Genomic DNA, 15,173 nt, shown 5'->3' on the forward strand with positions numbered 1-15,173 from the left:
AAGGAAAAAATTTGTGGCTTTGCAATGGACTTTGTCGTTGCAAAAGAATTTATAACTTTTTTTGAATGTTATAGATTTGATTCTATATTAGAAAAATTTAATCTTTTAATCCATTTTTGTTATACAAATATTCAAAAATCAAAACTTTGTGAAGTAAAAAGAGAACTTTTCGAGCAAAAATATTTAAATATCAAAGAAAATCTCATTAAAAATAAATTCTATAATTTTCATCTTAATCATATTTTTGAAAATTTAGAACAAGACATATCTCAATTAGAAAAAATATTAATTTTACCTTTAGGGCGATGCCATGGGGATTTAACTTTATCTAATGTGCTTTTCTTAGAAAATAAAATTGTTTTAATCGATTTTTTAGATAGTTTTATAGAAACTCCTTTGCAAGATATAGTTAAGCTTAGACAGGATACAAAGCATAAATGGAGTTTAAATTTATATAAAAATTCCTATGACAAAACTAAAATCAATATAATCTTAGATATTTTAGATAAAAAAGTGGAACAATATTTCAAAACATTTGATTTTTATAAATCATATTATACATTTTTTCAAAAAATCAATCTCTTTAGAATAATGCCTTATGTAAAAAATAAAAAAATAATGTCTTATTTAATCAAAGAAATTTTAAAACTTAAAAATGAGGAGGAACAATGAAAATATTGATTACAGGTGGAGCTGGATTTATCGGCTCTTCTCTTGGTTATTATCTAAGCAAAAAGGGATATGAGGTGATTTTAATCGATAATTTTTCTTATGGTCGGCTTGATAATTTAGTCATTGATGGAGAAGTTTTTGGTGAGTTTATAGGACTTGATATAAGAAGTAAAGAACTTAGCTCCTATATGCAAGATGTTGATATAGTGTTTCATTTTGCTGGAATTGCAGCTTTACCGGATTGTCAAAGTGATCCTTATGAAGCTATTGATGTTAATGTTGCAGGAACTGCAAATGTTTTAAATGCCGCTCGGATTAATGGAGTTAAAAAAGTCATTTTTTCAAGCACTTCAGCAATTTATGAAGCTAATAGAAATTTTCCTTGTCAAGAGAGTGATTTTACTAATCCTTATCTTATTTATTCAAATTCAAAAAAACAAGCCGAAATGCTTTGTTATAGTTTTTTTAAAACTTATGGTTTAAATAGTGTGATTTTAAGATTTTTTAATGTTTATGGACCTCATCAGGATATGAAAAGAAAACATCCTCCATTGATAGGTTATATTTTGAAAGAACTTTTGCAAATGGGGGGGGGGAATCGACCTATACTTTATTCAGATGGAAATCAGAAAAGAGATTATGTTTATATCGATGATGTTATTTCTTTATGTGAGCTTGTTATGAGTAATGATAATGTTCATAATAAAACTTTAAATGTTTGCACAGGAGAAGTTGTAAGTGTGGCAGAGATTTATGAAATTATAGCTCAATATTTAAATTCAAATATCAAACCTCTTTACAATGAAGCAAAAGATTTTTGGAAAAAATATCCAGCACTTTATGAGGGAAAAATGATATTAAAAAATAGCATTTTAGAGGACGAAGTCAATAAATATGCATTAGGCTCAAATTCAATAGCTAAAAGTTTAGGCTGGAAACCAAAATACAATATAAAACAGGGTTTAGAAGAATGTTGTAAATATGCAGAAAAAATATTTGGAGGACAAAGATGAATTTAATTTTACCAGTAGCAGGAAAAAGCTCAAGATTTCCTAATCTTAAACCAAAATGGCTTTTAACACACCCAAATGGAAATTTAATGATTACAGAAGCTATTCGTGGTTTGAATTTGAAAGATTTTGAAAAAATCTATCTCATTTCTCTTGACAGACATTTTGAAAATTTTAATTTAAAAGAGGTTTTATTTAAACAATTTCGTAGTTTAAATATCGATAAAAAGCTCGAATTTGTCTGTTTAAAAAGACAGACAAATTCTCAACCGCAAACCATTTATGAAGGGATTAAACATATAGGTTTGGATGGAGGAATTTATATCAAAGATAGTGATAATTTTTTCAAAGAACTAGTGAAAAAAGGTAATTTTATATCAATTGGAGATTTAAATGAACTTGAATTAGCAAATGTAAAAAACAAAAGTTATGTGAGTATAAATGAAAATAATATTCTTACAAATATAGTAGAAAAAAGAATTATCTCACCATTTTTTAATGTTGGGGGATATGGTTTTGAAAGTGCCAAAGATTTTGTAAAATACTATAAAATTTTATCAAACGAAAAAGAGCTTTATATTTCACATATTATTTATAAAATGATATGCGACGGACATACCTTTATAGGCTCAAAAGTTAAAAATTATTTAGATTGGGGAACTTTAGAGGATTGGAATAAGTATAAATCTCATTTTATAACACTTTTTGTGGATATTGATGGAGTTTTAGTCTATAATTCAAGTCAATTTTTTTCTCCAAAATGGGGAGAAACTGCTAAAATAAAAGAAAATGTAGAGATTTTAAATAAACTTTATGAAAGTCAAAAAGTTCAAATTATACTTACAACTTCAAGAACTATTGAGGTCAAAGATTTAACCGAAAAGCAACTAAAAAAAGAAAATATAAAATACCATCAAATCATTTTTAACCTTTATCATACTAAAAGGATTGTTATTAATGATTATGCCTATTCAAATCCATATAAAAGTTGTGATTGTATCAATTTGCAAAGAGATAGTAAAGAATTAAAATTTATGTTAGGGTTATAAATGAAAATTTGGCTGTGAAAAATGATTATTTGATTAATTACCTATAAAAATATAGAATTTCAATCAAATTTCTTTGATTGAAAAAATTTAAATGAGTTAAAAAACTATAGAATTTTTAATCAGAGAGAATTTAAATTCTCTCTTAATTTTTTAACTATGATTGTAAGCTTTTTCGCCGTGTAAAGCAAAATCAAGCCCTTCTTTTTCAGTTTTTTCCTCAACTCTTAAACTCGTAAAAAGAGAAATGATTTTAAAGATGACAAAACTAACAAATGCTGATAATGCAATGCAAATTATGGTGGTAAAGATTTGTTCCTTAAATAAATCCAAATTTCCACTGATTAAAAGCCCTTCGCCCAGAGCATTTTCTGCAATTACATTAGGATTAACCTCTGCACTCGCAAAAAGTCCTGTGGCTAAAGCTCCCCAAATTCCACCTATACCGTGTAAAGAAAAAGCATCTAAAGAGTCGTCCCATTTGAGCTTATATTTAATGAAACTTAAACCAAAATAACACAAAATTGACGCGATAAAGCCTATCAATAAAGATGAAAAAATACCCACAAAACCGCACGCAGGAGTAATGCCTACAAGTCCTGCTACTAACCCGCTCAAACTCCCTAAAAGAGTTGGTTTTTTATGGATAAACCATTCGAGTAAAACCCAAGTTAAAAATCCACTTGCAGCGGATAAAATACTCACAATAAAAGCATTTACAGCGATTTCATCAACCGCTCCAGCACTTCCTGAATTAAATCCTAACCATCCCATAAAAAGCAAAATTGCTCCTAAAAAGGCATAGGGAATGGAATGAGCATTGTCATTGATAGCATGATTTTCTTTTCTAGAACCTACAAGTAAAGCTCCGATTAAACCAGCAACTCCGGAGCTGATATGAACCACTCCTCCCCCTGCAAAATCAAGACTTCCTCGTTGAAGTAAAAATCCGTCTTTACTCCAAATCATGTGAGCTAAAATATCATACACTAAGGTGCTCCAAAATAATAAAAAAACCACCAAAACCCCAAGTTTAATTCTACCCACCAAAGAGCCTGTAATAATGGCTGCAGCAATCAAAGCAAAAGCCATTTGAAATATGGCAAATAAGATATTTGGCACACCTAAATCATTATAGGCACTTACATCTTTTAAGGCAAAATTTCCCAAATCTCCCACAATTCCAAAACCCAAATCTTGACCAAAGGCAAGAGTGAAGCCGATGAAAACCCATTGAAGAGTTATAACTCCAAAAACAATGAAGCAATTCATAATGGTATTTAAGGTATTTTTACTTTTTACCATACCAGAATAAAACATAGCCAAAGCAGGAGTCATCAACAAAACCAGCAAAGAGCACAACATAATGAAACTTGAATTGACAGCATTCATTCTATATCCTCCAAATAAATATATAAAAAAATTATAATTAATATATACTAAAAAAATATTTAAATTTATAAAGGTATATATTTTTTTATAAAGATATATACTTTGTAAATTTGAAAGCTTTTTTGCTTAAAATTGTTTTTTTAATCAAATCACAACAAAACCCATCATTGCAAAATTTACTTTGCTGTTTGAAGCTCTTGTTATTTGGTTGAGTAAATTTTTATTTTTAAACTTTTTTGCTTTATTTCAAAAAAGCTTTATATTTTTAAATTTAAATCCCTTGTTTTTTAAATTTTGCTTTGTTTTTTGTTTGTAAATTTTATTTTAAAAAAAGCTTTTCTATACTTAATCCTAAAAATTTTTATTTAAGTTTTTGCAAGTTTCAAGCTTATTCATTAAATAGGGCTTAATTTTAAATCTTAATTTCAGCTCATTTTTTTGCTTTGATTGCAAGGCTTAGTATCCCTCTAAGAGCTTTAATACAAAAACAAGCAACGACATTTTTAAATTTTGTTGTATTTTTTGCTTTACCTTGTTTAATCTTTGATAAAGTATATCATTTAAATTTTGATTTTTCTTTGATTTTGTTTGCTTTTATGGGATTTTTAAGCTGCGTTGTAGCAGCCTTTTTCGCACTGGTTTTAGGCTTTTTGTTTCAATTCACTCAAGCCACTTTAGCGAGTATGTTTTTGCTTTCTTGTTTTAGCAATAATCTGTTTATAGGTTTGCCCATTGTTGCTGGAATTTATGAGGACATTCAAGCCCTTAGTGTGTTGGTTTTTTACGATATTTTAGCGACAACTCTACCGATTTCTTTATTTGGCACCTTGATACTTTCTTTAGCGAGTAAAAATCAAGTCAATTTCAAAGAAAATATTAAAAAAATTTTCACTTTTCCGCCTTTTTTAGCTCTACTTTTTGCATTCTTTTGTAAATTTTTTCATCTTAATGAAGTGATTTTTGCACCCATTAGACTCTTAGGCGATAGCACCACTGCTATAGCACTTTTTGCCATAGGACTTGGATTTAGTTTTAAGACGATTAAAACTTCTTATAAAGCTACGATGATTGTGATTATAGCAAAGATGATTCTTGCACCCTTGCTTTTTATATTACTCTTAAAAATTTTCAATTTTGATTTTAAACAAGATGTTATTGTAAGCATCATTGCTTGTGCTACGCCAACTATGATTTTAGCTGGAGTTATGGTTATGAGAGCAAAACTTGATTCTAATCTAGCCGTAAGTGTTATAGCCTTTAGCACACTTTTTACCTTTATAAATATGCCTGTATTGTTAAATTTTTTGATTTAATTTTTAAGTTTTTTTCTACAAATTCATCTTTTAATAAGAGTATTAACCTAACTTATACATACAAATCAATCTATAATAATGGAATTTTACAATCTAAAATCCCATTATCAATTTTTTATTTTTCTTTTAGGTTTTATAGATAGTAATTTATCATCACCAAATGCAAACATAAAAATTTTAACTAGTAATTCCAACGAATCCTTTCATCTCTAACGAAAAGATAATCAAAGGCATTCCACATAAGCATTCTATAACCTTTACTTTTTAGCAATTCGCTGACTTCTTTTTGTGCATCTTTAAAATAATTATGCTCTATCGCAATGCAACCAAAGCTATATTTGTTAAAATCAATTCCTTTTAGCACTTCTAATTCTCCACCTTCCACATCTAAAGACATAAAATCAATATGTGAAATTTGCGGATAATTTACCATAAGTTCATCGAAAGTTATTGTTGGCACTTGCACATAAGTAATCTCTCCGCCTTTCTCCACCCTTGCCTTGTGAGCTGCGGTAAGATTTAATTCTAAAGTGTCCAATCCACTATTGCAAGAGGTTGCCATTCTAGTGATTCCAATATTTTTAGAAAAAACTGCAAAATTATACACATCACATTGACGATTTTGCTTTAATTGTGCGAAAGTTTTTGGGTTTGCCTCCACGCAAAATCCTTTCCAGCCAAGTTGTTCAAACAAATAAGAATTAGAAACCATTAAACCATTATGTGCTCCAATATCCACAAAAAAGCCTTGTTTCTTGCAATCATTTAATACATAAGCTAATGCATCTTGTCCTAATTGTCCGCGAAATGAAATATCATTAATCTTAGAGCTCCAAAAGACATCGTTAATTGCCTCAATATGCTTCACTCGCATTAAAAGTTCTTTAAAATAAGACTGATGAGGATAAATATTTTGTTTTGCTCTTGACTCTGCTTTAATGCTTGGAATTCTTAAATAAAAATACAGCAATCCTCCGCACCACCAGAATTTCCAAGCATTAAGAAATTCCTCTCCTAAACGATAGCCGAGTTGATTTTGAAGTTCTAAACTTTGGGGATAATCTTTTAAAGATTCTAAAGGGGGATATTTTAAATTTGAGTTAAGCTTTTTTTGAATTTTGTGATTTCTGGCAATTTTTAAAAGCCTAAATACCCCCCCCCCCATTGTAGGTTTTATCAGTTCTTGCCCTAATTTGTAGCTAAGATGATTTTTCACCCTTTCCACAGCACTATTTGGATTCATATTTGTCCTTTCTTTTTTTTTGATAATTTTAAAATTTCGTTAGAAATTTTTGAAGCATATTTTACATTATTTTAACTTTAATTTTTATTTTTTAAAAAAATATTTTTAGAATTCTTTAAATCTTAATGACTTTAACTGATAAATTTTTTAATCTTTAAAAATTTAAGTAAAGTAAATTGAATAAATTAAGATAAAAACTAAAAATTAAATTTTTCATTCAATTTCTAATTAAAACTATAAAAACAAAAAAAATATTTAAAAATTTATTCAACAACAATCCAAAACACTATCACATCAATATTTAAAAAGATAAATTTAAGTCATAAAAAAGTATAATTGATAGTTTTAAGACTTTATCCTTAAAGACTTGGCTTTGAGTTTAGGGGGTGTCTAGTATGATTGAAGTAATTTACTTTATGATAGCTTTAATCGTTCTTGTTCTAGTCTGCAAAAACTAAAACAAGAAACATCTTTTTGAAACTAAGCCTATTATAGTCTTACCTTGCTTAAGTTAGTCTTAAAATACTTTAATTTTTCAAGCTGAGTCTTTGCAAGGTGAGACTTAGTTCTTAAATTAAAGGAATATTAATTAAAGAAATATTAGAAATTCTAAAAAGATTAAGAGAAAAAGAAAGATTTCAATCAATCAAAATACATTAAGAAATTCAAAAAGAAATAAAAACAAAAATAAAATTTAAAAAACAAGAATTTAAAAATTAAATTTTTCATTCAATTTCTAATTAAAACTATAAAAACAAAAAAAAATATTTAAAAATTTATTCAACAACAATCCAAAACACTATCACATCAATATTTAAAAAGATAAATTTAAGTCATAAAAAAGTATAATTGATAGTTTTAAGACTTTATCCTTAAAGACTTGGCTTGTTTTAAGGAGGTTATGATGGTGGAATTAGCTTTAATTTTAATTCTTTTCATCGTCTTAATCTTAGCTGTAAAAAACTAAAATTAAGACAAATCCAAAAAAACTAAGCCTATTATAGTCTTACCTTGCTTAAGTTAGTCTTAAAATACTTTAATTTTTCAAGCTGAGTCTTTGCAAGGTGAGACTTAGCTTTTACTATCACATCAATATTTAAAAAGATAAATTTAAGTCATAAAAAAGTATAATTGATAGTTTTAAGACTTTATCCTTAAAGACTTGGCTTGTTTTAAGGAGGTTAAAAGATGAATGAAATTTATTTTCTAATTATTCTTTTAATCGTGCTTATCTTAGTTATTAAAAACTAAAATAAAGCACATTCTTAATTAACGGGCTTATTATAGTCTTACCTTGCTTAAGTTAGTCTTAAAATACTTTAATTTTTCAAGCTGAGTCTTTGCAAGGTGAGACTTAGTTCTTACTATCACATCAATATTTAAAAAGATAAATTTAAGTCATAAAAAAGTATAATTGATAGTTTTAAGACTTTATCCTTAAAGACTTGGCTTGTTTTAAGGAGGTTAAAAGATGAATGAAATTTATTTTCTAATTATTCTTTTAATCGTGCTTATCTTAGTTATTAAAAACTAAAATAAAGCACATTCTTAATTAACGGGCTTATTATAGTCTTACCTTGCTTAAGTTAGTCTTAAAATACTTTAATTTTTCAAGCTGAGTCTTTGCAAGGTGAGACTTAGTTCTTACTATCACATCAATATTTAAAAAGATAAATTTAAGTCATAAAAAAGTATAATTGATAGTTTTAAGACTTTATCCTTAAAGACTTGGCTTGTTTTAAGGAGGTTAAAAGATGAATGAAATTTATTTTCTAATTATTCTTTTAATCGTGTTAATTTTAGTTATAAAAAACTAAAAATTAACACTCTTTAAAACCTAACCTATTATAGTCTTACCTTGCTTAAGTTAGTCTTAAAATACTTTAATTTTTCAAGCTGAGTCTTTGCAAGGTGAGACTTAGTTCTTAAATTAAAGGAATATTAATTAAAGGAATATTAGAAATTCTAAAAAGATTAAGAGAAAAAGAAAGATTTCAATCAATCAAAATACATTAAGATAGAAATTTAAGAAATTCAAAAAGAAATAAAAACAAAAATAAAATTTAAAAAACAAGAATTTAAAAATTCAATTTTTCAAACTAAAAATTTAGCAAATTTAAAAAGAAATTTAAAATACCTTAAGATAAAAAACTCAAAAATTTTAACAAATTCAAAAAGAAATTTGAAAAATTTAAAGATTTTGAAAATTTGAAAAAAATCAAAGGTTTAAAAAACTCAAAAAGATGAAAATAATTTAAGAGAAAAAATGAAAATATAAATAAAAAAGGTAAAAAAACGAGAAAAATATCCTCAATAAAAGAAATGAAAAAAACAAAAAATAAGGTTGAAGCGAATAAAAATTAATAAAAAATTAAGTAAGAGAACAAAAAATAAAGAAAATTTGAAGTGAAAAATAGAAAAAATCAAGAAAGTTTGAAATGAAAATAACAAAAATAAAGAAAATAATAAAAATGATAAAGAAAACACTTGAAACAAGAAAAACAATCAACAAAACAGCAAAGAAAAATAAAAAAATTTGAAACAAGAAAATAAAATAAAGCAAATAAAACAACAAAAATAAAGATAAAATCAAGGAAATTTGAAATATAAAAATATAAAAAAAGAGAAAAAATACAAATAAAATAAAAAAAAGAGAAAAATACAAATAAAATAAAAAAAAGAGAAAAAAATATAAATAGAGATAAAAGTCAATCAATATAAGATATAAAAAACTAAAAAAAATAAAGAAAAACAAAAGAAATGAAAAAAAGAAAGAAGCAAAAAAATTAAAAAATTAAAAAATTAAAAAACAAAAAAAGTGAGAAAAGAAAATCAATAAAATAACCAAAAAAGAAAAAAGAAAAACAAAATAAACTAAAAAACTAGAAAACTAAATAAACTAAATAAATAAAACAACAAAACAAACAAAAAATTAAAAAAGAAAAAAACCAAAAAAAGAAAAAAACAAAAGAGAGAAAAAAGTTTGAAACTCCAAAGTTAAACTTTGGAGTTTGATTCTAAGTGTTTTTAGAATTTATAGAGAGCTTGAAGTCTTACGCTGTTTTTGCTATTGTCGTTAGCTTTAGTTTGAGCATCAATATCTACATAAGAATACCAAGCTTGGAAGTCAAGTTTTGGAGAGTATTTGTAATTCACTCTTGCCACAACTTCGAATTTATCTCCAGCTCCAGAACCTAGAGCATTATTTTCGATTTTAGTTCCACCATAAACAAGATCCACACCTAAGCGAAGCACTTCGTTGAAGGTATAACCTGCTTTGATGAATCCAAAGGTGTTTTGTCCTATATCACCTGTGAGGTTAGAGCCGTCTGTATAGTAAATTTCTTGTCCTGCAAGAAGGTGTCCTATGTTACCATTATCTTCTAAAGTGGTTAAGCTCAATTGGTCTTTGTCCCCATAGTAGAAGCCCCCTAAGCTTGCGTCAAAGCCCATGTATTCTAAAGTTCCGTTAAGTCCTACGAAGTTACCATTAGTAGCAGCACCCGGCATTCCAACAACGATATCTTCAAAATCATTTTCTACAGCGTTTCCTAGATAACCAAGATTGAGCTTCCAAACAAGGTCATTTGCGAAAGTGGTTTTAAAGCCAAGATCGATTGCATAAAGGAAAGCTGTATCAGTAAGATAGGCTAACCATAATTGAGAATTGAGTTGTCCAAAACCTAAATCATAAGAACCTATACCTGCTACACCATAGAGGTTATTGCTGTATGGGTTGTAAGTCATACTATTAACAAATCTGTTATTATTAAGAATAGTATCACCTTCTACACCATTTGCACCAAAACCAGCTCTAACATTACTATTTGCGTCAAAATTATCAAAAGCGTAAGCTGCTAAGATGGTGCCCTCAAGGCTGGTGTTGAGGATTTTAGCACCTGTTCCTACGAGTCCTAAGAAATTTGTAGTCCAAATGCTCTCAACTTGCATTTTACCGAGAAGCACACTTGTATCGACTGCGTCTGCTGTGTAAGTTAGATAGTATTGTCTTACATTAAATCCTGTGTTAGTATCAGTTCCGATTTCACTGCCATTACTTGCAAAGCCACTTTCTTGTCCTGCATTATAGTAAAGTTCTACGAAAGCTTTGAAATTATCCGCAATCGCTGCTTGGAAACCAAGTTTTCCTACAAATTGATGAGCTTGTTTTGAGTTACCTATACCACCAGGTCCGTTGAAAAGATTATCTCTGTTATGCTCTACTACTCTGCCGTTATTATAGCGGTAACGTAAAGCACCACTAAGATCTACATCTTTAATCGCTTCATCAAGCGGAGTAGCATTTGCCACTGAGAAAGCACCTGCAGCAAGAGCTGCTACTAAACTAAGTTTAACTAGTTTCATAAGAATTCTCCTTACTAAAATTAAAATTAACAAGTGCAATTCTAGCATAGAAACTTCATATTTTTGCTTAATATTTTCTTAAATGTTTAATATTTTGCTTATTTTTTGAATGGGGATGAGATTTAAGCCCGAAAAAAAGCCCTAAAATAGGGCTGATTCGAGCTTCATTAAGGAGCTTCTTTGTAATGAAATGTTTTTAGCTTTCTGAATGAGAAGTATAAAATTAAAAAGTAAATGATAAGTAATTTATGAGGGGGGGTTAAATTTTTAAGAGAGGGAGCGAAAATTTGAGCGGAGGAGGGTTGTTTTTTGGGCGGGGTTGAGGATTTAGAAAATGTATGAGTTACTAAGAATTTTAGAAAAGGGTATTTGTGTGTGGTTTGGGTTGTGTGAGGGAAAAGGGTGTTGATGATGAAAATAAAAATTTAAGGGTTGAAATTGATTTGTTTATAGGAATTTTTGAAAAAAAGATATTGATGAAAAAATCGCTCGAGGTTTGCTTGCAAAGGGTTTGTTTAAAAAAGTCCTATTTAAAGAGGGAAAAAATTTCTGGGGTGTTAAATATAAGGTTCAAAAATAGCCCCTATAAAATAGCCCCTATAAAATAGCCCCGATTTAGGGGGTTAGAAATTTTCGTCTATGATTTGGCATAGGCTGTGGATTATTAAAATATGCATTTCTTGGATTCTTGCTGTGTCATTGCTTGGCACGACAAGATTAAAGTCGCTGAGTTCATTCATCGCACCGCCCCCTTTTCCACTAAGTCCTATGGTGTGAATTTTGAGTTCTTTTGCTTTTTTGAAAGCCTCTAGCACATTTGGACTCTTTCCGCTTGTTGAAATTCCTATGAGTGTGTCTCCCTCGCGTCCTAAGGCTTCAAGCTGCCTTGAAAAGACAAATTCAAAACCATAGTCATTTCCTAAGGCTGTGAGTGCTGAAGTATCGGTTGTTAGGGATATTGCTGCTAAGGCTTTGCGTTCTTTTTTGTATCTGCCACTAAGTTCGGCTGCAAAATGTTGAGAATCTGCGGCACTGCCTCCATTTCCGCAAATTAAGATTTTATGACCTTTTTTCAGTGTGTTGCTTAAGAATTCGCCCATTTTGGCGATTTGTCCCTTGAGAATTTCTGCAGATTCTAGGGTTTTTTTATGTTCTTTCCATTCTTTTTCAATTATGTGTATCATTTTTTTGTCCTTGTATTTTTTCTATGATTTTACTCGTGCTAAATCCTTCTTTATAGTCTATGAGTTCGACTTTAGCAACCAAATTTGCTCCGATGATTTCTTTGTTTTCATAATCCTTTCCTTTGACTAAAATATCGGGTTTTAAAAAGGAGATGAGTTCAAAGGGTGTGTCCTCTTCAAAAATCACCACATAATCCACAAAATACAAACTTGCCAACATACAAGCACGTTCGAATTGCGAATTTATAGGTCTTGTGTCGCCTTTGAGTCGCTTAATGCTTGAATCAGAATTTAAGCCGACGATGAGTAAATCGCCGAGTTTTCTTGCTTTTTCAAGATAGCTTAAATGCCCTAAATGCAAAATATCAAAGCAACCATTTGTGAAAACCACTTTTTTATTTTGTCCCTTAAGTCTTTTTAACAATTCTTCTTTGCTTGTGATTTTGTTTTCAAAATTTGATTTTTTGAAATTCTTAAGCTCATCAAAACTGACGCTAACACTTCCGATTTTGCTTACAACCACAGCGGCAACTTCGTTTGCGATTTCACAAGCTTTTATGATAGGGATTTGACTTGCCAGACAAAAAGCTAGAATGGCTATGACGCTATCTCCCGCACCTGTTACATCATACACTTCTAAAGCCCTAGCGGCAATGATGTGTAATGTTGTATCAAAGAGTGCTATACCGCCCTCTGAAAGCGTGATAACTCCATAGGTTAAATCAAAATCTTTTTTGAGTTTTTCTATACCAAATTTTAAATTTTCTCCCTCTAAATTTTCATATTTTAAGGCTTCTAAGGCTTCTTTTTTGTTAGGAGTGAGTAGGGTTGCACCTTTATATTTGCTATAATCATTGCCTTTTGGGTCGATTAAAATAGGAATTTTAAGCTCTTTGGCTTTTTTTATCAAAGCTCTGCAGACTTTAGCGGTTAAAACTCCTTTCGCATAATCGCTTAGAATAATGGCTTCAAAATCTTTTGCAATTTGGTTGAATTCCTCGATGAGCTCTTCTTCGCATTCTATGTCTTCGTTGTCTTCATCATCGAGCCTTAAAACTTGTTGATTGTGAGCGATAATGCGATTTTTAAGAGGCGTTTTGCGGTTTTTTTGAATCAAGAATTTTGAGGTTAAATTTTCTTTGAGAAATTTTGCACTCTCATCTTCTCCTACAACGCCAAGTGCAAACACACGAGCCCCAAAAGCCTTTAAATTTGCATACACATTTGCCGCACCGCCGAGTCTTTTGTCTTCTTTTAGGGTTTTTGCTATCAAAACAGGAGCCTCCGGACTCACACGCGAACAATCGCACCATATGTAATTATCCACCATAAAATCGCCTACAACAAGAATTTTAGGGCTCTGTTTGCTTAAAAATTCAAGCATTAGTTTTCCTTATAATGAATGACTTAAACATGGGCTTTGCTTTCTTCTTCAAATAGTCTTTTTATCTCGCTTAAATAGTCTTTTATGCCCTCTTCAAGACTAAATTGCGGAGTGTAAGCGAAGTTTTGTTCTAGTTTTGCTTGTGTGTGGTATTGATAAGCGTTTTTATAAGGGTTTGGTATGATTTCATAGCTGTAATTTGTGCCTAATTCTTTTTGCAAGATGTCTGCAACTTCTTTAAAAGTCCTTGCAACCCCGCTTCCTACATTATACACTCCGGATTTTGCGTTTAGGGCTGCTAAATTTGCATTTATAACATCTTTAATATAAACAAAATCCCTATAAATTTTATCGCTTCCCTCAAATAAACGCGGAGCCTTTGCACTTAAAATTTGATGAGCAAATTGTAAAATCATACTTGAAGTTTTACCCTTAAAAAATTCGCCTTTTCCATAAACATTAAAATATCTAAGTCCTACTAAATGGGCTTTATCGTAAAATTTTGTAGCAAGATTTTCCATCATCAGTTTTGAAAAAGCATAAACATTCTTAGGTTTTTCACCAAAACCGACGCTTTGAGGGCTTTTTGCGTCTCCATAAACTGAAGCAGAACTTGCATAAATGAGTTTGGCATTAAGCTCTATGCTTAGTTTGATTAAATCCTTAAAGGAATTGAGATTCACATTTAAAATTTGGTTTTGATTGTTTGCAGTGGTGTCCGAAATAGCCGCTTGATGAAAGATGACTTCGGGCTTAAATTCACGCATTATTCTTAAGGTCTTTTCGTCTAAAATATCGCCGATAAAAAGCTCTCCTTTAAATTCAAGCAAATTTTTAAAATGTCCTAAGCATTGCAAATTTCCATTTTCAAAACTCTCTTTGCCTCGCATTTTATCGATGATTAAAATTTCATTTTTATCTTGTAAAAAAAGTGCGAGTTGAGAGCCGATAAATCCAGCTCCTCCTGTGATTAAAATCCTCATAATCTTTCCTTTGATTTTAAAAAATTTAAAAGCTCGGTTAGATTTGCAAAGGTTTTGAAATTTTCATTTTCTTTTACCTTAGAATCAATCAAAGCTAAGGTCCCCACTTCGGCACTTAAACCTGCTTGCATGTCGCTAAGATTATCCCCGATAAAAATAGAATCTTGCATGTTTATATTGAATTCATTTTGAGCTTTTAAAAGCATACCCGGCTTTGGTTTGCGGCATTGACAATGTTCTAAATGCGGACAATGATAAATTTTTGAAATTTTAATATTTTTTTCCGCAAATGCGTTTAAGATAAAATCACTTAGAATTTTAAAATCTTCTTCGGTGTAATACGCTCTTGCGATTCCGGATTGATTAGTGATGATAAAAATCAAAAATCCCTTTTTGGAAAAAAAATCGCAAAGCTCGAAAATTCCCTCGCAAAATTCAAAATCTTCTATTTTATAAACATATTTTTTATCAACATTAATCACGCCGTCTCTGTCTAAAAATAAAGCCTTGTTTTTCATACGAAGCATTATAACTTGTTTTTGTTTAAAATTAAAAAAAATCGTAAATTTTTATTTTGTTAA

Annotated in this window: 11 protein-coding genes; 4 read left to right on the forward strand and 7 right to left on the reverse strand. The window is 29.6% G+C overall.

All coding sequences use genetic code 11. From position 1 onward, the window contains the following. The first annotated feature begins 24 nt into the window (after nt 1-24). The 3 genes from CCUN_RS03250 to CCUN_RS03260 are packed head-to-tail and all read left to right on the forward strand — an operon-like array spanning nt 25 to nt 2,731. Nucleotides 25-672 carry a phosphotransferase gene (locus CCUN_RS03250; protein WP_027306274.1) on the forward strand — a complete coding sequence of 216 codons (648 nt, stop codon included), beginning with the start codon at nt 25-27 and terminating at the stop codon, nt 670-672. After that, nucleotides 669-1,685 carry an NAD-dependent epimerase/dehydratase family protein gene (locus CCUN_RS03255; RefSeq protein ID WP_027306273.1) on the forward strand — a complete coding sequence of 339 codons (1,017 nt, stop codon included), beginning with the start codon at nt 669-671 and terminating at the stop codon, nt 1,683-1,685. Before CCUN_RS03250 ends, CCUN_RS03255 begins: the two co-directional genes overlap by 4 nt. Next, nucleotides 1,682-2,731 carry a glycosyltransferase family protein gene (locus CCUN_RS03260; protein WP_027306272.1) on the forward strand — a complete coding sequence of 350 codons (1,050 nt, stop codon included), beginning with the start codon at nt 1,682-1,684 and terminating at the stop codon, nt 2,729-2,731. Before CCUN_RS03255 ends, CCUN_RS03260 begins: the two co-directional genes overlap by 4 nt. Before the next feature lie 150 nt (nt 2,732-2,881). On the opposite strand, the gene CCUN_RS03265 is transcribed toward CCUN_RS03260, so the two are convergent. Continuing rightward, nucleotides 2,882-4,120 (reverse strand): ammonium transporter, encoded by a 1,239-nt coding sequence (locus tag CCUN_RS03265; protein ID WP_027306271.1) that lies wholly within the window; start codon nt 4,118-4,120, stop codon nt 2,882-2,884. A 416-nt stretch (nt 4,121-4,536) separates the two neighbouring features. Between CCUN_RS03265 and CCUN_RS03270 the strand changes: the two genes are divergently transcribed. Then, entirely contained in the window at nt 4,537-5,433 is an 897-nt protein-coding gene (locus CCUN_RS03270; RefSeq protein WP_027306270.1) for an AEC family transporter, read from the forward strand. A gap of 181 nt (nt 5,434-5,614) precedes the next feature. Here CCUN_RS03270 and CCUN_RS03275 read toward each other — a convergent pair whose 3' ends face one another. The 6 genes from CCUN_RS03275 to CCUN_RS03305 all read right to left on the reverse strand — a co-directional run bounded on the left by CCUN_RS03275 (nt 5,615) and on the right by CCUN_RS03305 (nt 15,110). After that, nucleotides 5,615-6,676: an FkbM family methyltransferase gene (locus CCUN_RS03275; RefSeq protein WP_085296634.1), complete on the reverse strand. Its 1,062-nt coding sequence runs from the start codon at nt 6,674-6,676 to the stop codon at nt 5,615-5,617. 3,027 nt (nt 6,677-9,703) lie between these two features. Then, nucleotides 9,704-11,041 (reverse strand): major outer membrane protein, encoded by a 1,338-nt coding sequence (locus CCUN_RS03280; protein WP_027306269.1) that lies wholly within the window; start codon nt 11,039-11,041, stop codon nt 9,704-9,706. A gap of 623 nt (nt 11,042-11,664) precedes the next feature. Further along, nucleotides 11,665-12,225, reverse strand: coding sequence for a D-sedoheptulose 7-phosphate isomerase (gene gmhA, locus CCUN_RS03290; protein WP_027306267.1), 561 nt, complete (start codon nt 12,223-12,225; stop codon nt 11,665-11,667). Beyond that, nucleotides 12,209-13,609, reverse strand: a complete 1,401-nt coding sequence (gene rfaE1 / locus CCUN_RS03295) for a D-glycero-beta-D-manno-heptose-7-phosphate kinase (protein ID WP_027306266.1) — start codon at nt 13,607-13,609, stop codon at nt 12,209-12,211. Before rfaE1 ends, gmhA begins: the two co-directional genes overlap by 17 nt. A 23-nt stretch (nt 13,610-13,632) precedes the next feature. Continuing rightward, nucleotides 13,633-14,592, reverse strand: a complete 960-nt coding sequence (gene rfaD / locus CCUN_RS03300) for an ADP-glyceromanno-heptose 6-epimerase (RefSeq protein ID WP_027306265.1) — start codon at nt 14,590-14,592, stop codon at nt 13,633-13,635. After that, entirely contained in the window at nt 14,589-15,110 is a 522-nt protein-coding gene (locus tag CCUN_RS03305; protein ID WP_035175982.1) for a D-glycero-alpha-D-manno-heptose-1,7-bisphosphate 7-phosphatase, read from the reverse strand. Before CCUN_RS03305 ends, rfaD begins: the two co-directional genes overlap by 4 nt. Nucleotides 15,111-15,173 lie beyond the last annotated feature (63 nt).

Source organism: Campylobacter cuniculorum DSM 23162 = LMG 24588 (genome assembly GCF_002104335.1).
Taxonomy (GTDB): Bacteria; Campylobacterota; Campylobacteria; order Campylobacterales; family Campylobacteraceae; genus Campylobacter_D; species Campylobacter_D cuniculorum.